Origin of the sequence: Modestobacter versicolor (assembly GCF_014195485.1) — a bacterium.
In the GTDB taxonomy this organism is placed as follows: domain Bacteria; phylum Actinomycetota; class Actinomycetes; order Mycobacteriales; family Geodermatophilaceae; genus Modestobacter; species Modestobacter versicolor.
Genome location: NZ_JACIBU010000001.1, coordinates 2007197 through 2025009, shown reverse-complemented (window position 1 = coordinate 2025009; position 17813 = coordinate 2007197). Strand labels below are relative to the sequence as shown.

General features: G+C 70.9%; 17 protein-coding genes, 1 tRNA gene and 2 pseudogenes. 14 read left to right on the top strand and 6 right to left on the bottom strand.

What is annotated here, in order from left to right; translation table 11 throughout:
* Positions 1 to 227 precede the first annotated feature (227 nt).
* Positions 228 to 848 (bottom strand): DedA family protein, encoded by a 621-nt coding sequence (locus tag FHX36_RS09865; protein ID WP_183513703.1) that lies wholly within the window; start codon positions 846 to 848, stop codon positions 228 to 230.
* Between the two features lie 375 nt (positions 849 to 1223).
* On the opposite strand from FHX36_RS09865, the gene kdpF reads away from it, so the two are divergent.
* The 5 genes from kdpF (at position 1224) to FHX36_RS09840 (ending at position 5804) form a co-directional block, all read left to right on the top strand.
* Positions 1224 to 1313, top strand: coding sequence for a K(+)-transporting ATPase subunit F (gene kdpF / locus FHX36_RS22850; RefSeq protein WP_110551368.1), 90 nt, complete (start codon positions 1224 to 1226; stop codon positions 1311 to 1313).
* Positions 1313 to 2974, top strand: a complete 1662-nt coding sequence (gene kdpA, locus FHX36_RS09855; RefSeq protein WP_181428684.1) for a potassium-transporting ATPase subunit KdpA — start codon at positions 1313 to 1315, stop codon at positions 2972 to 2974. The genes kdpF and kdpA overlap by 1 nt, the downstream gene beginning before the upstream one ends.
* On the top strand, positions 2971 to 5022 hold the full coding sequence (gene kdpB, locus FHX36_RS09850) for a potassium-transporting ATPase subunit KdpB (protein WP_110551367.1): 2052 nt from the start codon (positions 2971 to 2973) through the stop codon (positions 5020 to 5022). Before kdpA ends, kdpB begins: the two co-directional genes overlap by 4 nt.
* The gene (gene kdpC / locus FHX36_RS09845; RefSeq protein WP_110551366.1) at positions 5022 to 5627 is read left to right on the top strand and encodes a potassium-transporting ATPase subunit KdpC; all 606 of its coding nucleotides are present in this window, start codon (positions 5022 to 5024) and stop codon (positions 5625 to 5627) included. Before kdpB ends, kdpC begins: the two co-directional genes overlap by 1 nt.
* 104 nt (positions 5628 to 5731) lie before the next feature.
* Positions 5732 to 5804: transfer RNA gene (locus FHX36_RS09840), tRNA-Ala, on the top strand.
* A 159-nt stretch (positions 5805 to 5963) separates the two neighbouring features.
* Here FHX36_RS09840 and FHX36_RS09835 read toward each other — a convergent pair.
* The 4 genes and pseudogenes from FHX36_RS09835 to FHX36_RS09825 all read right to left on the bottom strand — a co-directional run bounded on the left by FHX36_RS09835 (position 5964) and on the right by FHX36_RS09825 (position 7844).
* Positions 5964 to 6734: a site-specific integrase gene (locus tag FHX36_RS09835; RefSeq protein ID WP_110551365.1), complete on the bottom strand. Its 771-nt coding sequence runs from the start codon at positions 6732 to 6734 to the stop codon at positions 5964 to 5966.
* Positions 6697 to 6876 (bottom strand): annotated as a pseudogene (locus FHX36_RS24150) (tyrosine-type recombinase/integrase); the annotation flags it as partial. The pseudogene FHX36_RS24150 and the gene FHX36_RS09835, both read right to left, overlap by 38 nt.
* Before the next feature lie 179 nt (positions 6877 to 7055).
* Positions 7056 to 7418 (bottom strand): helix-turn-helix domain-containing protein, encoded by a 363-nt coding sequence (locus FHX36_RS24145; RefSeq protein ID WP_110551364.1) that lies wholly within the window; start codon positions 7416 to 7418, stop codon positions 7056 to 7058.
* Between the two features lie 174 nt (positions 7419 to 7592).
* On the bottom strand, positions 7593 to 7844 hold the full coding sequence (locus FHX36_RS09825; RefSeq protein ID WP_110551363.1) for a hypothetical protein: 252 nt from the start codon (positions 7842 to 7844) through the stop codon (positions 7593 to 7595).
* Between the two features lie 687 nt (positions 7845 to 8531).
* Here FHX36_RS09825 and FHX36_RS09820 point away from each other — a divergent pair.
* The 5 genes and pseudogenes from FHX36_RS09820 to FHX36_RS24140 all read left to right on the top strand — a co-directional run.
* A complete protein-coding gene (locus FHX36_RS09820; protein ID WP_220035851.1) occupies positions 8532 to 9242 on the top strand; it encodes an adenylate/guanylate cyclase domain-containing protein in 711 nt (236 codons plus the stop codon).
* Between the two features lie 213 nt (positions 9243 to 9455).
* The gene (locus FHX36_RS09815) at positions 9456 to 10181 is read left to right on the top strand and encodes an adenylate/guanylate cyclase domain-containing protein (protein WP_181428683.1); all 726 of its coding nucleotides are present in this window, start codon (positions 9456 to 9458) and stop codon (positions 10179 to 10181) included.
* A gap of 13 nt (positions 10182 to 10194) precedes the next feature.
* Positions 10195 to 10689, top strand: coding sequence for a Pycsar system effector family protein (locus tag FHX36_RS09810; protein WP_110551361.1), 495 nt, complete (start codon positions 10195 to 10197; stop codon positions 10687 to 10689).
* Positions 10690 to 10723: 34 nt separating this feature from the next.
* A complete protein-coding gene (locus tag FHX36_RS09805; protein WP_110551369.1) occupies positions 10724 to 11215 on the top strand; it encodes a helix-turn-helix transcriptional regulator in 492 nt (163 codons plus the stop codon).
* Positions 11216 to 11230: 15 nt separating this feature from the next.
* Positions 11231 to 11482 (top strand): annotated as a pseudogene (locus tag FHX36_RS24140) (Ltp family lipoprotein); the annotation flags it as partial.
* Here the strand turns inward: FHX36_RS24140 and FHX36_RS09795 are convergent.
* Positions 11383 to 11622: a hypothetical protein gene (locus FHX36_RS09795; RefSeq protein WP_181428685.1), complete on the bottom strand. Its 240-nt coding sequence runs from the start codon at positions 11620 to 11622 to the stop codon at positions 11383 to 11385. The pseudogene FHX36_RS24140 and the gene FHX36_RS09795 sit on opposite strands and share 100 nt — an antisense overlap.
* Before the next feature lie 1190 nt (positions 11623 to 12812).
* Here FHX36_RS09795 and FHX36_RS09790 point away from each other — a divergent pair.
* From FHX36_RS09790 to FHX36_RS09775, 4 genes are all read left to right on the top strand, one after another.
* On the top strand, positions 12813 to 13478 hold the full coding sequence (locus FHX36_RS09790; RefSeq protein ID WP_110551359.1) for a DUF4145 domain-containing protein: 666 nt from the start codon (positions 12813 to 12815) through the stop codon (positions 13476 to 13478).
* A 313-nt stretch (positions 13479 to 13791) separates the two neighbouring features.
* Positions 13792 to 15972 (top strand): MMPL family transporter, encoded by a 2181-nt coding sequence (locus FHX36_RS09785; protein ID WP_110551358.1) that lies wholly within the window; start codon positions 13792 to 13794, stop codon positions 15970 to 15972.
* Entirely contained in the window at positions 15972 to 17135 is a 1164-nt protein-coding gene (locus tag FHX36_RS09780) for a sensor histidine kinase (protein ID WP_110551357.1), read from the top strand. Before FHX36_RS09785 ends, FHX36_RS09780 begins: the two co-directional genes overlap by 1 nt.
* Positions 17132 to 17794, top strand: a complete 663-nt coding sequence (locus FHX36_RS09775) for a response regulator (RefSeq protein ID WP_110551356.1) — start codon at positions 17132 to 17134, stop codon at positions 17792 to 17794. Before FHX36_RS09780 ends, FHX36_RS09775 begins: the two co-directional genes overlap by 4 nt.
* Positions 17795 to 17813: the final 19 nt, after the last annotated feature.

Below are 17813 nucleotides of genomic sequence, written 5' to 3'. Positions count from 1 at the left end.
CAGCACGGCCGGCCAGGCGCCGACCCGCTCGAGCAGGAGACCCACCATCACCGGGTCCGGTGGGTCGCGACGGGGGTGGGCACGGCGACCTCCGGATGCGGGTGATCGGGACGTGACGACGCTCTCGTCCCGGGATCTCCTCCCGCGTCGCCGCAGGGGGTGGTCATCGCGTCGCCGCGGCTGCCCCCGACGGTTGACGTGCGGTCATCCCCGGGGCTGACCGGCGCTCAGCCGGCGTGCGCGGTGTCGGAGTGGTGGGCGCGCCACTGGCGGACGACGAGCGCCACCCCGACCACCCCGAGGACGACGGCCGGTGCCCAGCTCGCGTCGTCGGCCACCTGCTCGCCCAGCGCCCGGGCGAGCAGCACGACGGTGGTGGCCCACGCGGTGCCGCTGACCGCGATCACCGGGGCGGCCAGCGCGAACGGCACCCCGGCGCCGCCGGCGACCCGGGGCACCAGCGTGCGGGTGACCGCGGCCCAGTGCGCGACGGCGAGCACGGCTGCTGAGCCGACCGGGCCCTGGGTGGCCAGCCAGCTGCGGGCCCGCCGCACCGCCGGGTCGACCCGGGCGCGCAGCCGGCCGTGGCTGCCGGTGGCCGCGCGCCGGCCGTGCCCGCGGGCCCACCCGGCGAGGGCGCCCAGCACGCTGGCCGTCGCGGCCACGGCGATCGGGAGGACGGCGGGGGTCTCAGACGCCGCGGACCACACCCCGAGGGCGACCAGCAGCGTCGAGCCGGGCAGCAACACGCCGAACACGACGCCGCTCTCCAGGGCCAGCACGACGGCGGCCACGGCGAGCACCAGCCCGGCCGGCCAGCTGCCGACGGCGTCCAGGACCGAGCTCACCACCACTGCCTCCTCGTCGTCCCCACGTTCCTCCTGACCCGCGCCGCGGCCCAGACTGATCGGTCCCTCTGACATCCCGCTGACACGACCCTGTCGGCGCACGGCCGCGCCGACCATCGGGGAACGCCCTGAGCCGACCCGGAGATCCCGCCGTCAGGAGCGCGTCAAGGGAGCCGCAGCGGGCGTCAGGAACTCGTCAAGACCCGGCTCAGCACCTCGACGCGCTCCTAGCGTCGCCGCTCGGACGTGGACGACGACAGGTCGTCCGCCGGGATCGGACGAAGGTGCTCGAGACGTGACCGACGTGGTCTACCTGCTCCTCACGCTGGCGGTCTTCGGACTGCTGGCCCTCGTGGTGCGCGGGGTGGAGCGGCTGTGAACGCCGAGTCCTGGGTCGGGCTGCTGGTGGCCGGCGGCCTGGTGCTCTACCTGCTGGCGTCGCTGCTGTTCCCGGAGCGGTTCTGATGAGCAGCGCCGTGGCCGGCTGGCTGCAGGTGGCGCTGCTGGTGGGAGCGCTCGCCGCCGTGCACCGCCCGCTGGGCGACTGGATGGCCCGGGTGTTCAGCGCCGAGCGGCACTGGCGGGTGGAGAGGCTGGTCTACCGGGCCGTGGGAGTGGATCCCGGCACCGAGCAGCGCTGGCCCACCTACCTGCGCAGCGTGCTGGCGTTCTCGCTGGTGTCGGTGCTGTTCCTCTACCTGCTCCAGCGGGTGCAGCAGTGGCTGCCGCTGGGCAACGGCATGGCCGCGGTCGAGGAGGGCAGCGCCTGGAACACCGCGGTCAGCTTCGTGACCAACACGAACTGGCAGGGCTACGCGGGTGAGTCGACGATGGGCCACCTCGTGCAGATGGCCGGGCTGGCGGTGCAGAACTTCCTCTCCGCGGCGGTCGGCCTGGCGGTGGCGGTCGCGGTGGTGCGCGGGTTCGCCCGCACCCGCACCGACCGGCTGGGCAACGCCTGGGTCGACGTCACCCGGGCGGTGACCCGGGTGCTGCTGCCGCTGGCCACCGTCGCCGCCGTCGTCCTGGTGCTCGGCGGGGTGGTGCAGAACCTGAGCGCGGGCGCCGAGGCGACCACGCTGTCCGGCGCGACGCAGTTCCTGCCCGGCGGGCCGGTGGCCTCGCAGGAGGCGATCAAGGAGCTCGGCACCAACGGCGGCGGCTTCTTCAACGCCAACTCCGCGCACCCCTTCGAGGGCCCGAGCGCCTGGACCTCGCTGTTCCAGGTGTTCCTGCTGCTGGTCATCCCGTTCTCGCTGCCGCGCACGTTCGGCCGGCTGGTCGGCGACACGAGGCAGGGGTACGCGGTCCTCGGCGTGATGGCCACGCTGGCCACCGCCTCGCTGGCGCTGACCAGCTGGGCGCAGGCCCGGGCCGGGGGAGCGGCGCTGCAGCTCGCCGGTGCGGCGACCGAGGGCCAGGAGGTCCGGTTCGGCGGCCCGCTGTCGGCGCTGTTCGGGACGGCGACCACGCTCACCTCGACCGGCGCGATCAACGCCCAGCACGACAGCTTCACGCCCACCGGCGGGCTGGTGGTGATGGCGAACATGATGCTGGGCGAGGTCGCGCCCGGCGGCGTCGGCTCGGGGCTCTACGGGGTGCTCGTGCTGGCCGTCATCGCGGTCTTCGTCGCCGGCCTGATGGTCGGGCGCACCCCGGAGTACCTGGGCAAGAAGCTGGGCCGCCCGGAGATGACGCTGGCCTCGCTGTACGTGCTGGCCACCCCGGCGATCGTGCTCGTGGGCACGGCGGTCGCGATGAGCGTCGACGCCGGGCGCAGCTCGATGCTCAACGACGGCCCGCACGGGCTGAGCGAGGTGCTCTACGCCTTCACCTCCGCCGGCAACAACAACGGCTCGGCGTTCGCCGGGCTGAGCGCGAACACGCCGTTCTACAACGTGGCGCTGGGGCTCGCGATGGCGCTCGGCCGGTTCCTGCCGATCGTGCTGGTGCTCGCGCTGGCCGGCCGGCTCGCCGCCCAGGGCCGCACCCCGGTCACCGCCGGCACGCTGCCCACCCACCGCCCGCTGTTCGTCGGGCTGCTGACCGCCGTCGTCCTGGTGGTCGTCGGGCTCACCTACTTCCCCGTGCTCTCGCTCGGACCCCTCGCAGAAGGACTGTCATGACCGCGGCGCTCGATCGTCGTCCCGCCCCGCCGGATGCACCCCGCCCCGACCGGCGTGCCACCATCGACTGGGGCCCCGCCCTGGTCGGCGCGGTGCGCAAGCTCGACCCCCGCGGCCTGGTCCGCCAGCCCGTCGTCTTCGTGGTCTGGGTCGGCTCGGTGTTCTCCACCGTGCTGGCCGTGCTCGACCCGTCAGTGTTCGGCTGGCTGATCACCGCGTGGCTGTGGCTCACCGTGCTGTTCGCCAACGTCGCCGAGGCCGTCGCCGAAGGCCGCGGCAAGGCGCAGGCGGCCACCCTCCGCCAGGCCAGGACGACGACGGTCGCCGTCCTGGAGGACGGCTCGGAGGTCTCCGCCGCCTCGCTGCAGCCCGGGATGCGCGTCGTCGTCGAGGCCGGGCAGGTCGTGCCGGGCGACGGCGACGTCGTCGAGGGCATCGCCAGCGTCGACGAGTCGGCCATCACCGGGGAGTCGGCGCCGGTGATCCGGGAGTCCGGCGGCGACCGCTCGGCGGTGACCGGCGGGACGACGGTGCTCAGCGACCGGATCGTCGTGGAGATCACCAGCAGGCCGGGGGAGACGTTCGTCGACCGGATGATCGCCCTGGTCGAAGGTGCCTCGCGGCAGCGGACGCCGAACGAGATCGCGCTGAACATCCTGCTCAGCTCGCTGACGATCGTCTTCCTGCTCGCGGTGGTGACGCTGCAGCCGCTGGCGGTCTACTCCGGCGCCGAGCAGTCGACCACGGTGCTGATCGCGCTCGTGGTCTGCCTGATCCCGACGACGATCGGCGCGCTGCTGTCGGCGATCGGCATCGCCGGGATGGACCGGCTGGTGCAGCGGAACGTGCTGGCGATGAGCGGCCGCGCGGTCGAGGCGGCCGGCGACGTGAACACGCTGCTGCTGGACAAGACCGGCACGATCACCCTCGGCAACCGGCAGGCGGCAGCGTTCGTCGGTGTGGGGGGCTGCTCCGACAGCGAGGTCGCCGATGCGGCACAGCTGGCGTCGCTGGCCGACGAGACGCCCGAGGGACGCAGCGTCGTGGCGCTGGCTCGCAGCGCGTACGGGCTGGGGGAGCGGGCCACGGTCGACGCCGTGTTCGTGCCGTTCACCGCGCAGACCCGGATGAGCGGGGTCGACCTGCCCGACGGTCGGCAGCTGCGCAAGGGCGCCGCGGGGTCGGTCCAAGCGTGGGTGCGCTCGCTGGACGGTGCGGTGCCGCGGGACGTCGCCGAGGTGGTGGACGGCATCTCCGCCTCGGGCGGGACGCCGCTGCTGCTCGCCTGCGCCGACGCGGCCGGCGCCCGGGTGCTGGGCGTCATCCACCTCAAGGACGTGGTCAAGGAGGGGATGGCCGAGCGGTTCGCCGAGCTGCGCCGGATGGGGATCCGCACGGTGATGATCACCGGCGACAACGAGCGGACGGCGCGGGCGATCGCCGCGGAGGCCGGCATCGACGACGTCCTGGCCGAGGCGACGCCGGAGGACAAGCTGGCGCTGATCGTCCGTGAGCAGGACGGCGGCCGGCTGGTCGCGATGACCGGCGACGGGACGAACGACGCCCCGGCGCTGGCGCAGGCCGACGTCGGGGTGGCGATGAACACCGGGACGTCGGCGGCGAAGGAGGCCGGCAACATGGTCGACCTCGACTCCGACCCGACGAAGCTGATCGAGATCGTGGAGATAGGCAAGCAGCTGCTGATCACCCGCGGGTCGCTGACCACGTTCTCCATCGCCAACGACCTGGCGAAGTACTTCGCGATCCTGCCGGCGATGTTCGCTTCTGCGTTCCCCGGGCTCGACAAGCTGAACGTGATGCGGCTGGCGTCGCCGGAGTCGGCGATCCTCTCGGCCGTCGTGTTCAACGCGCTGATCATCGTGGCGCTGGTGCCGCTGGCGCTGCGCGGCGTGCGGTACCGGCCCGGTTCGGCGTCGGCGATGTTGCGCCGCAACCTGGCTGTCTACGGCCTCGGTGGCGTGCTGCTGCCCTTCGTCGGGATCAAGCTCATCGACCTGCTCGTCTCCCTCATCCCCGGGATCGCGTGATGTCCGCTCTGCGTTCGGGCCGCCAGCTGGTGGCCGCCGTCCGGTTCCTGCTCGTGGCCACCATCGTGCTGGGGGTGGTGTACCCGCTGGTGATCACGCTGTTCGCGCAGCTGGTGCCGGGTCGGGCCGAGGGGTCGCTGCTGGTCCGGGACGGCGAGGTGGTGGGCTCCTCGCTGATCGGCCAGGCGTTCGTGGCTTCGGACGGTGACCCGCTGCCGCAGTACTTCCAGTCGCGGCCGTCGGCGTCGGACTACGACGGGACGGCGTCGGGCGGGTCGAACTTGGGGCCCAACTCGGCCGAGCTGCTGGAGCTCGTGGCCTCCCGTCGGGCTGCGGTGGCTGCGCTCGAGGGCGTTGATGCCTCCGAGGTGCCGGCCGACGCAGTGACGGCGTCGGCGTCCGGGCTCGACCCGGGGATCTCGGTTGCCTACGCCGAGCTGCAGGTCGCCCGGGTGGCGGCGGAGCGCGGGGTGCCGGTCGGCGACGTTGAGGCGCTGGTGGCGGAGGCGACGCACGGTCGGGACCTTGGCTTCATCGGGGCGCCGTGGGTGAACGTGCTGGAGCTCAACCTGGCGCTGGACAGGGAGTTCGGCCAGGTGGGCTGAGCGGCGGCGCGACACGCGGCACCCGGCGGGGACCCCCTCGCCGGGTGCCGTTCGCGGCGCTGTAAGGTTGTCGACGGCTCGGACACACCAGACCGGGTCGGCAAGGGGCTGTGGCGCAGCTGGTAGCGCACCACACTGGCAGTGTGGGGGTCAGGGGTTCGAGTCCCCTCAGCTCCACCCTTAGACAGGCCGTTCTCCCACCGGAGGGCGGCTCTCGTCGTAATTGGCCGCAGTCGGAGTTGCTCCACCAGGCAGCAGCAGGGCGCTCATCCGGTCGGCGGCCTAGAGGGCCAGGGCAGGCATGACGTGGCTGTAGATGTCCATGGTCGTGCGCATCTAGCTGTGGCCGAGCAGCTCCATGACCACCCGCGGGTGCACGTTCTCGCTCAGCGGCAAGGTGGCAGCGGTGTGCCGGCCGTCGTGCAGGCGCACGTGGCGGACGCCGGCTTTGTGGAGCAGCCGGGTCCAGTCGTCGTGGTCGGTCTTCTTGTCGATCGGCCGGCCGTTCGGCTGGGCGAAGACCAGGTCCTCGTCTTGCCACTCGGAGCCGGCCAGCATCTGCTCGGCGAGCTGCGCGGCCTTGTGCTGGTGCAGCTCACCGACGAGAGGCATCGGCAGGGTAAGCGTGCGCTGGCTGCGGCGGGTCTTGGGCTCCTCGTAGATCAGCCCGCCGCCGCGGACCCGGTGGATGCTGCGCCGCACCGTCAGGGTGCCGGTCAGCAGGTCGATGTCCTTCCACTGCAGGGCCAGCGCCTCGGACTGGCGCAGGCCGAGCGCAAGCGCGACGGTCCAGCGGGCCGGATTCCGCGTTCGGGCGGCCGCGGCGAGGACGGCGCGTGCCTCGCCGACTTCCAGGGCGGTGGCGACGTCGCTTTGCTTCTGCGCCGGCGGGTCCGACGAGGGTGACGACGTTGCGGGCGATGTGACCCCGCTGCACGGCGACAGTGAGCGTGCGGGACAGGATGCGGTGCTGGCGCAGCACGGTGGCGGGGGAGTAGCCGGCGTCGAGGAGCGCGGTGTAGAGCTTGTCGAGGTGCTCGGGGCGCAGCCGGTCGAGGCGATGCCGTCCGAGTCCGGGGACCAGGTGCTTGCGGAGGGCGGACTCATAGCTCTCCAGCGTCCGCTGTCGCACTCGGCGCGGGGCGATGGTGGTGAGCCAGTGCTCCAGCCAGTCGGCGACGGTCGGGGTGGAGACGGCGTTGATGGTGCAGGCGTCGCGCTTGCGCTCCAGGTCGCGGACCTTCGCCACGACCACGGCCCTGGTCTTGCCGGTGACGTGGCGGCGGTCGGGCTCGCCGATGAGACTGAAGCCGACGGAGACGTAGCCGTGCCAGCGCCCCTTGGCGTCCTGGTAGATCGTCGACTCACCGTTCGCTGCGCGCCCTGCCAAGTCTTGTCCCCGTCGTCGTCGTCGGTGCCGGGCAGTGTTCAGCAACCCACATACGGGCGGCCACCGCTCGGTGGGGACAGCGCCGGCTCGTCCACAGGGGTGGGCCGGCGCCGCCGTGGGCGTCCCGGGTCGGCCGGTGGGGGAGCGTCCAGCAGGCTGACGTAGCGCTCGATTTCGGCACAGGAGATCCGGCAGCTAGGGCCGATGTGCACCGGCCTCAGCTGGCCCTCCTTGATCAGGGCGTACACCGTCGTGCGCCCGACCCCGAGAACGTCAGCCGCTTCTCCGGTGGTGAGCAGCAGCCGGTCGCTGCTCGCGTCCGCTGCTGGTCGATGATCGAGTCGCACGCTGTCCTCCCGGTGGGCGGTTACGGCGACCGGCGGGGTGGGGTCGCATCTCATACGGAGAAGGCGCCTTCCTCGGGCGATTGGTGACGGCTGGACCGGAAGAATCGAACAGGGGTGGGCCGCCCGGGGCGGTGCTGAACCGTGACGTCCGGTGCCTCCGTCCGGGGTGACGTCCAGGTCGTCGACGTCACCCCTGGGCCCGCCTGGACGTCACCCCGCGCCTCGTGGTCAGCGCGGGTGGGGAGTCGTACGGCTGCGGATGCACATCCGGCGGGTCAGAGCGACGTCAGCGGCCGCGAGGGCGACGAAGAGCTCGTCGAGGTCGCGGTTGTAGATGCGGCCGGTGTCGAGCTGGACGGCGAGCTCGCCGAGCAAGCGGGGCCAATCGTGGCGGGTCGGTGGGAGCGGCACGGGCGTCTCGACTCGTCGCTCGACGACCTGAACCACCGAGAGCCCCGACGAGGCCGCCCGGGACTGCACCCACGCTCGTTGTCGGCACGACGCTAAGCACCACTTCGGCAGGCGCCCAGTCGCCTTGACGGCAATCGGCCCACCACACCACCCGCACACGGAGGCGGCGCGTCGCCGAGGCTGCCCAACACGCTCGACCGTCTCCGCCGCATTCGCACTCGCGTCGCCGGACGGCGGCGTGCTCGGCCGCCGTGGCTGCCGCCTCGCCGCTGGGCGACCCGATGCACTCCGACGTCTGTTCATACCGATCACACTCCGGATCAACGTCCCGGCCGACGTCACCCCGATGCGTCACGACGCAACGGGAGTCCTGGATGCAAGAGGTGTGTCGGTCATGATCTTGTTTGTGAGAGGGGCGGCAGCGGCTCAACAGATGCCGTCTGTGGCGCTCGGGTGACGCCGGCGCTGCGATGACGGCGCGCTGGTCTACGGCTGTACTCCGCTGTCGGCGGTGCGTCAGGGTAGGCGCTGCGCGCTGCCCACTGAAGACAGTCTTGAGATAAAGGCCGCGCTCACTGCCCGGGGTAGTTTCACGGAGCCGTGGGACAGGTCATCGAGTCAACCGAAGGGGAAGGGTAGTCCCCTACGTGACCCCCTCCGCGCGAATGGTCTATCCACATTCCTCACATTAAGATTTCAAAGATTGAGCTCGCTCAGCGGGGTAGAGTCTTAGTAAACACAAAGGGGAGACAGGCAATGGCTTTGCATGACGAAATCCTGACCTCGACCAACGACATACTGTCGGTGCCATGGAATGAGCGGGCTGGCCAAGTCGTTCCGCAGACGGATGACGTTGTCATGAAGAATGGGGCCGTGCGCGTTACTGCAACCTATCTTTATGCGGATATGGCCGACTCGAGCGGTTTGGCCCAGAGTGTCGCCGATGTAGTGGCGGCGCGTGTCATGCGTTCTTACGTCCACATGGCCGTAAAGGTCATACGCTCCAGAGGGGGCGAGATCCGTTCGTTCGATGGTGACCGCGTTATGGGAATCTTCATTGGAGACGCGAAAAATACGAATGCTGTTCGTGCGGCCTTGGGGATCAACTACTACGTGTCTCAACACCTCCGGGCCAGCATCAAGTCAACCCTCCCGTCGACCGAGAAGGCTGGGTGGACGTTGCATCACGGAATAGGTATCGATACCGGCGAAGCGCTCATCGTCCGTGGCGGTGCCCGTGACAATAGTGACCTCATCTCGGTTGGGTCGGCGCCCAACGCTGCGGCGAAGCTAAGCGACCTACGCTCCCAAGGTCCCACTTTCATCTCGGATGGAGTCTTCAACCACCTTCGCGATGATACGAAGGTCCATGCAGACGGGCGGGAGCGGTTTACCTATATTGGGATAGAAAATGTGGGCGGCAAGTCGATCAGCGTCTATGGCTCATCGTGGTACTGGCGCCCCTGATTGAGTGTCGTCAACTAGCCCTCCATGTTCGATCAGGTCGGCGGGTTGATCGTCCGGTGTTGCTTCTTCCAGACCGCTCGCAGTCCTGATCCGAAATCCGATGGCGAGAAGGGGAGTCGGTGGTCGGCCGCTGCACCCGCTTCTGTCGTACCCAGCACCTACTCTCCCGAGTGGCCCGGGTCGCCGGGAACTGACGGACGCGGGGAGTGGCCCATGGGCATGGATGACGAGCTGCTAATCACGATCGTCGGGCAGCTTGGCCAGAAGTACACGGTCCGGACCGGACGCGCCGTCCCGACTGACGAGACGATCACCAGCAGTCAGGCCATGGAGCTGGACGCGACCTATCTCTACGCGGACCTGGCAGACAGCAGTGGGCTGGCGCAGAAGGTCGACCCGCTCGACGCTGCCCGGGTCATGCGGGCCTATGTGAACATCGCGGTGAAGATCATCCGTAGGGGCGATGGGCACATACGAAGCTTCGACGGGGACCGGGTGATGGGCATCTTTGTCGGTGACAACAAGGAGACGCGAGCGGGACGGGCTGCTCTGGCCTTGAACCACTACGTCAACGTGATGAGCGCCTGGGTGCCAGACAAGCTGCCGAGTGTAAAGGCGGCTGGGTGGCAGCTCAAGCACGGCGTCGGGATCGACACCGGCAAGGCACTCATCATCCGGGCGGGCATCCGGAACAACGCTGACATCGTCTCCATCGGCCGAGCCCCCAACGTGGCGGCCAAGCTGAGCGACATCCGGGATGGGCACGCTCTGCATGCGACCGAGGAGGCATACACCCCGATGAACTGGGACGTCTCTTACCTGGAAGCGCTGGGCTCCAACGGCCCTTACACCGAGATGTGGCCGCACCGGGAAACCATCACGGTGGGTGGCCGTAAGATCAACGTCAGGGGCTCGAGCTGGCGTTGGGGCTACAGCTGAAGGCGGGAAGCCAGTGACGGAGCAGGACCCGGTCGACAGTGCCTGGCGCATCCACGGTGCCCTGGCCGACTGGACCGGCAAGGTGGACACCAAGGCGTCGTTCGTCTTGACGATCGAATCGGCGTTGCTGGTGACGATCGTCGCTCTCAGCGGCTCGGGCCGGCGGCTCTACGGGCTGGACGGCGGTGCCCGGGTCATCTTCTGGATCGGGGTGTCCGCCATCATCCTGGGGGTCGTCGCTGTGGCGCTGGTGGTCAAGCCGCGGGTGCGCCGCCGGGACGTCGCGGGGGAGTGGCCGCAGAACTACATATTCTTCGGGCATCTGCAGTTCTGGTCGCCGGCCGACCTGGAGGTGGCGCTGGCGGAGAGGCCGCTGCTGCCGGTCCTGACGCGCCAGCTGGTCAATATGAGCAAGATCGCCTGGCGCAAGCACCTGCTGGTCGAAGTGTCACTGCTCTGTGCTGTCGTCGGTACAGCGCTGGTAGTTCTCGCCGCCCTGCTCCGGTAATCGCTGGCCTCGATCGGCTACCTCTTCGGTGACGATGCCGGTGATGATCCCTTGCGCGGTGGTCACTGGAGCGGCTGGGGCGCAGGTAGGTCCAGGAGGTGGTTACGTCCTGGACGCGCGGGCCCCCCTGCCGCCGGTCAACATCACGCCCGCGCAGGCCATCGCGTTCGCCACCGCCCTCGCCGCCCAGCGGGGTGCCTCCTACGCCGCTGAAGGCCGGGTAGCGCTGGAGAAGGTGCTCGACGTCATGCACGCCGCCGACCGCCGGTGGGCCGAGGAACTCGGCGCTCGGGTCTGGCTCCGTGATGAAGACACCGCACTCGGGACCACCGCCGCGACCGGTGCTGTAGGGGAGGCGCTGGCCACCCGCAGGGTGCTCGCTCTGGAGTCCGAGGACGCCGCCGGTCGACCTACCAAGCGCCACGTGGAGCCCCACCTGCTCGCCCGCGCCGACGACCACTGGTACCTCGTCGGCTGGTGCCGCTGGCGCGAAGCCCCGCGCTGGTTCCGCCTTGACCGGATCTAGGCGAAGAAGGCGAGCGAGTATTTGTCCTTCAGTTCCTTCTCCCGGTCTGGGCTCGCACGGCAACTCGTCTCCGAAGGCTTCACCCAGGACGAGTCGGAGTTCGCCGTCGCCAACGTGGGCGCAGATTGGGATGAGCAGGCGGCGAAGAAGGCGAGCGAGTACCCGTCCTACAGTTCCTTCTCCCAGTCCGGGCTCGCACGGCAGCTCACCTCCGAAGGCTTCACCCAGAGCGAAGCCGAAGCCGCAGCCGCCAAGGCCTTCCGATGAGAGCCGACGACGCGTCCGCGGGGGAGTAGGGCGGCGAAGCTGCTGATGACCAGCTCGTCCAGACCGTCCAACCCAGCCGTGAGGTGCTGGCGCAGGTCGGGGATCGACAGGGTGTCGCTGGCGCCGTCGAGGCGCTGCATGGGAACAGGCACCTCCCGCATCACCGGCTCAGCTCGAAAGCCGGCTTTTGGTCCAGGAACAGCACCCTTCGTCCGACGGCGCCGCCGCCCGGTCCCGGCTCCTTCCCCGAACAGCAGGCGGGGTGTTGAGCCACCCCGGACATCACTTCACCGGCCGCCAGCAGCACGCCGTCACGCGGGCCCGGCCAGTGCCGCGCCCGGTGGTTTCCGCACCGCGTCGGCCTTCCATCGACCATCGCTCCGGACTCATGAGCCGTGCTAACGACCGGCGGCAGTGGTTGCAGTTTTGGTTGCACTTGGCTCAAATCGGTCTTGGTTCGCCCTCGTTCGTCGTCGTCCGGCGAAACAGTAAACTTCCTGCTGAGCAGGCGTTTTTGGACTCCAGCGGACGTCGGTGAACATGATCAAGTTCCCCTGGCAGTGTGGGGGTCAGGGGTTCGAGTCCCCTCAACTCCACCTCAACCACACGCAAGGGCCGACAGCGATGGCTGTCGGGCCTTTCGTGTGTCGCCCGAGGGCCCTTACGCGGAGCGCCGCTGCCAAACGCCACGTACCGCTCGCCGCTCGGGCCGTCGTGCTCTCGGACGTCCGATCCCTTGGCGGCCAAGGCCGCCAGCACGCCTTCCTGGCCCTTAGCCTCGGTGGTGTAGTCCTCGCCAGACCCGACACCGACGGATCCCATTCCCGCCTGGGGGCGGGCTTCGTCGTTCCCTGGCCGTTCCGCAGGATCGGCCAGAGCGCGGCGCTGTGCTCGGAGGGCAGCATGGGCCAGTCACGGACCAGCCTGGCCGCGAGGATCTCCGGCCGCTGGGACGCCAGTCCAGCCTTCCGAACTCGTTCCTCGCGGGTGAGTGGGAGGACGGTGGCCACGATGGGCCTCCACCAAGCGTGCGAAATACTTGGTGGCCCCCACCCGCGCTGCACAAGCACCATCCTCCCCAGGGTCTGTCCTGGGGTAGGGCGTCCGGTGCGCGCCCGGCCGGTCGACGCCCTGCGTCCGCGCTCGTTGAGTCCGACGCCCTGGGTGCTACGCCGGTGTTCTCCTGCGCCGTCCGCCGGCCGGTGTCTCTGCCACGGCGCTCAACCCTGGATGCCCGCGGTCACCTCCATCTTAGCTAGCTTCTCGCACGCTTCCGACCCGCTGACCAGCGTGTATGTCGTTCACTGCTCGTTGGGTGACACTTCCGAGCATGACGAAGCCAGCCAGCAATTACCTCCTGCCGTCCTCGCTGCAGGAGGGCGGCACCGTCCAGGTCGCGCTGCGCTGCCCACACTGCCGCCACCAGGGCGTCTTCACCGGCAAGGGCAAGGACGTGTACACGAGCTTCCCCACCGGGTGGGTCAACTATGGCGTTCGGACGTGTCCCCGGCGGGACTGCGAGGGGATCGTCTTCGTAGTGGCCCTCCGCCAGGGGGACGGCACCGCCGTGGTTCTGCACTCGTACCCGCCGGAGACCGTGGATTGGGATGCCACGGGCCTCCCGCCGCACGTCCTGGACGCGTTCCAAGAGGCGATCCGGTGTGAGGCCAACGAGTGCTATCGCGCCAGCGCGCTGATGACCCGGCGGACGCTGGAGCTGGTGTGTGACGACCAGGGTGCGGCCGGGCCGACGTTGGTCAAGCGGTTGCAGGCGCTCGGCCAGAAGGCCGTCCTCCCGGAGGCGCTGCTTCTGGCCCTGGATGACCTGAGGCTGCTCGGCAACGACGCAGCACACGTGGATGCGCGCGATTACGAGGAGGTCGGGCAGACCGAGGTGCGCTTGGCGCTCGACGTCGCCAAGGAGCTGCTGAAAGCGGTTTACCAGCTTGACAGTCTGATGTCGCGACTCGCGGCCTTCAAGAAGAAGCGCGAGTAGGACGACACCGGCAGGACATGTGATCTGCCCCTAGTTCTGCTGCCGCAGCCGCTTCCCCACGTCGGATTCGTATGGCGCGTGTCGTTAGCAGCCACGAGCACAGCTACTCGTCCTCGTCACCGGCGGACACCTTCTGGCTCGACAGCCTGCGTGCGAGCTCGCGCATACCGCAGACAGGTCCAGCCGCGCCGGCCCCCTGCGGCGGGTCGGGTACTGCGATCCCCGTATGCGGAGCCTGCGTCTGCACGACGACGGGGCCCTGCCCGGCCGGAAGCCTCTTCAGTGACAGCAACGCGAACTGGGGAGCTCCGACATGGCAGGTCTGCTCGATCGTCTCGGCCGCTTCTCCTTCCGCCGGAGGTGGTCGGTCGTCGTCCTCTGGCTGCTCGTCCTCGCCGGGGCGGTGACGGCCGCCGTCACCTCCGAGGGCCCGGTCAACACCCGGGCGACCATCCCGGGCATCGAGTCGCAGGACGCCTTCGACCTCCTCGCGGAGCGTTTCCCGGACACTCCTTCGGACTCGGCGACGGCGACCCTCGTCTTCGTCGCCCCGGCGGGCGGCCAGCTGGACAGCCCGGCGAACCGCGCGGCCGTCGACACAGCGCTGGCCACCGTCGCCGCCAGCCCGCAGGTGGCCCGGGTGACGCCTCCCGCGGCGGGCACCAGCATCAGCGCCGACGGCTCCACCGGCGTCGCGTCGGTGACCTACGACGTGCCCTCGGCGGAGGTCACCGACGAGTCGCGCGCCGTGCTGGAGGAGGCCGTCGACCAGGCACGGGCCGCCGGGCTGACCGCGGAGATGCGCGGCTCGGCGCTCAAGAGCCCCACCGCCATGAGCGCCACCGAGCTCCTCGGCGTCGCGATCGCGGCCGTCGTCCTGCTGATGACCTTCGGGTCGCTCGTGGCCGCCGGCCTGCCGCTGCTGACGGCTGTCATCGGGGTGGCCGTCTCGTTCCTCGGCGTCTGGGCCGTGGCCGGCCCGCTGGGCATGGCGATCACCAGCGGGATGCTCGCGCTGATGCTGGGGCTCGCGGTCGGCATCGACTACGCGATGTTCGTCGTCTCGCGCTACCAGGAGGAACGGCAGAAGGAGGACGACGCCGAGACGGCGGCCGGCCGCGCCGTCGGCACCGCCGGCTCGGCGGTCGTCTTCGCCGGGACGACGGTCGTGATCGCGCTCGCCGGGCTGTCCGTGGTCGGGATCCCGTCGCTGATGAAGATGGGCCTGGCCGCCGCTGGCGCCGTCGTCGTCGCCGTCCTGGTGGCGCTGACCCTGGTCCCGGCGCTGCTGGGCATGGCCCCGAACCGGGTCCGGTCGCGGGCGCAGCGGCGGAACGGGCGCACCACGCCCCGCGTCCCGGTCGCCCGGGCGTGGATGCGGCTGGTGCTGCGCCGCCCGCTGCTGGTCACGGTGGCCGGGGTGGCGGTGCTCGCCGCCGTCGCCGTCCCGGCGCTGTCGCTGCAGCTCGGCACCCCCGGCGACGCCTCGCTGCCGACCACCGCCACCGAACGCCGGGCCTACGACCTGCGGGCCGAGGCGTTCGGCCCAGGTTCCAACGGCCCGCTGACGGTGGTGGTCGACGCCCGCGGTGCGAGCGACCCGCAGACCGCGGTGACTGCCGTCGCGGACGACCTCGCGGCGACCGAGGGCGTGGCCTCCGTGTCGCCCCCGACCTTCAACGAGCAGGGCGACACCGCCGTCCTCACCGCCGTCCCGACCACCGGGCCGACCGACGAGCGCACCGAGCAGGTGGTGGAGTCGCTGCGCGACGCCCGCCCGGGCGTGGAGCGCGACCAGGGCGTGAGCTACGAGATCACCGGGACGACGGCGCTCGACATCGACATGGCGCAGAAGACCCAGTCGGCCCTCGTGCCCTACGTCGCGCTCGTCGTCGGCCTCGCGGTGCTGCTCCTGCTGGTGGTGTTCCGTTCGATCTGGGTGCCCGTCACGGCAGCGGCCGGCTTCCTGCTCTCGCTGTCGGCCTCGATCGGGGTGATCGTCGCGGTCTTCCAGTGGGGATGGGCCGGTGATCTGCTCGGCGTCGAGCAGACTGGCCCGGTGATGAGCCTGATGCCGATCCTGCTGGTGGGGATCGTGTTCGGGCTGGCGATGGACTACGAGGTGTTCCTGGTGTCCCGGATGCGCGAGGCGCACGTGCACGGCGTCCCGGCCCGCCAGGCCATCAGCACCGGCTTCGCGCAGAGCTCGAAGGTCGTGGTCGCCGCCGCGGTGATCATGATCGCGGTCTTCGGCGGGTTCGCGGCCGCCTCCGAGCCGCTCATCAAGATGGTCGGCCTCGGGCTCGCCGCCGCAGTCTTCTTCGACGCGTTCGTCGTCCGGCTGACGCTGGTGCCCGCCGTCCTGCAGCTCCTCGGGGAGCGGGCGTGGGAGCTGCCGCGCTGGCTCGACCGGCGGCTGCCGCAGGTCGACGTCGATGGCGCAAACCTGGGACCGGCCGAGGCGCGGCCCGACCTGGCGCTGACCAGCCGCTGATGAGCACCGGCCGGGTCGGGGTGCGGGACGCGGCGGCCGCGCTCGTCGCGTTCCTCTTCGCCGCCCTCGGTGCCAGCATCGGCACCCAGGGGATCGTCGGTCCGGCCGTGCTCGTCCCCGGCGTGCTGCTCAGCCTGGTCGCCAGCGGAGCACTGCTCGTCGCGGCCCGGTGGCCGCGCGCCGCGACGGCCGTGGCGATCTGCTGCGAGACCGCCGCGTGCGCGCTCGGCTACCTGCCCACGCCGTTGCTGCTCGCCCCGCTGATCGGCTGCCTGTACTGGCTCACCGTCGTCGGGTCGGTGCGGGCGGTCGCGTGGTGGACCGGCGTCGCGGTGGCCGCGGTCATCCTGGGCGGCCTGACGGACACCCCCACCGGCGGCTCGCTGGTGCTGCGCACCGTCGGCGTCGCGCTGTGGCTGCTGCCCGCGGTGTTCGCCGGCCGGACGACGCAGGCCCACCGGTCCTACCTCGAGGTGGTGCGGGCCCGCGCCGAGGACGCCGAGCGCACCCGGGACGACGAGGTCCGGCACCGGGTGGGCGAGGAACGCCTGCGCATCGCCCGCGAGCTGCACGACGTCGTCGCGCACCACCTCGCGGTCGCCCATGCGCAGGCCGGCACGGCGGGCCACCTGCTGGACGAGCGCCCGGCGCAGGCCCGGGAGCTGGTGGCCGGGCTGAGCACCTCCACGTCGGCGGCGCTGCGGGAGCTCAAGGCCACCGTGGCGGTGCTGCGCAGTGCCGACGACGAGACCTCGGCGGACCCCGTCCCGGCACCGGGTCTCGACCGGCTCGACGACCTGGTCGAGCCCTGCCGCGCGGCCGGGATCGAGGTCACGGTGCTCCGGCACGGGTCACTGGCCGGCCTGCCCGCACTGGTCGACCTCACCGCGTTCCGGTTCGTCCAGGAGGCCCTCACGAACGTCACCAAGCACGCGGTCGAGCCGTCGGTCACGGTCACCCTGACCCGGACCGACGACACCTTCTCCGTCGAGGTGGTGAACACCGGCGTCCGGCCGGGCCCGACCGGGTCGGGCTACGGGCTGATCGGGATGCGCGAGCGCGCGCTCGCGCTGGGCGGCTCGGTGGTCGCGGGCCCGGTCGGCTCCGATCGGTACGCGGTGACCCTCGCCGTCCCGCTGGCGCCCTGGGAGGGACCCCGATGATCCGGGTGCTTCTCGCCGACGACCAGGCGCTGCTGCGCTCGACGTTCCGCATGCTCATCGACGCGCAGGACGACCTGACGGTCGTCGGCGAGGCCGCAGACGGCGCGCAGGCGGTCGACCTGACCCGGCGCCACCACCCGGACCTGGTGGTGATGGACATCCGGATGCCGGTGCTCGACGGCGTGGCGGCGACCCGGCAGATCTGCGCCGACCCCGACCTGACCGGCACCCGGGTGCTGGTCCTGACCACCTTCGAGTCCGACGAGCACGTGGCCGCCGCGCTCAAGGCCGGCGCCAGCGGTTTCCTCGGCAAGGACGTCTCGACCGCCGGGCTGCTCGACGGCATCCGCACCGTCGTCGCCGGCGAGGCGCTGCTCTCACCGGTCGCCACCCGGGTGCTGGTCGACCGGTTTCTCGCCAGCCCGGACGGCGTCGGCGACCTGCCCCGAGGGCTCCTGCCCACGCTGACCGACCGCGAGCGCGAGATCACCGGGCTGGCCGCGCTGGGCCTGTCCAACCAGGAGATTGCCGCGCGGCTGGTGGTGAGCCCGCTGACGGTGCGCACCCACGTGCACCGGGCGATGGCGAAGCTGGGCGCCCGCGATCGCGCCCAGCTCGTCGTCATCGCCTACCAGGAGGGCCTGGTCCGGGCCCCCTGACGGGGGGCCCGGTCCGGGC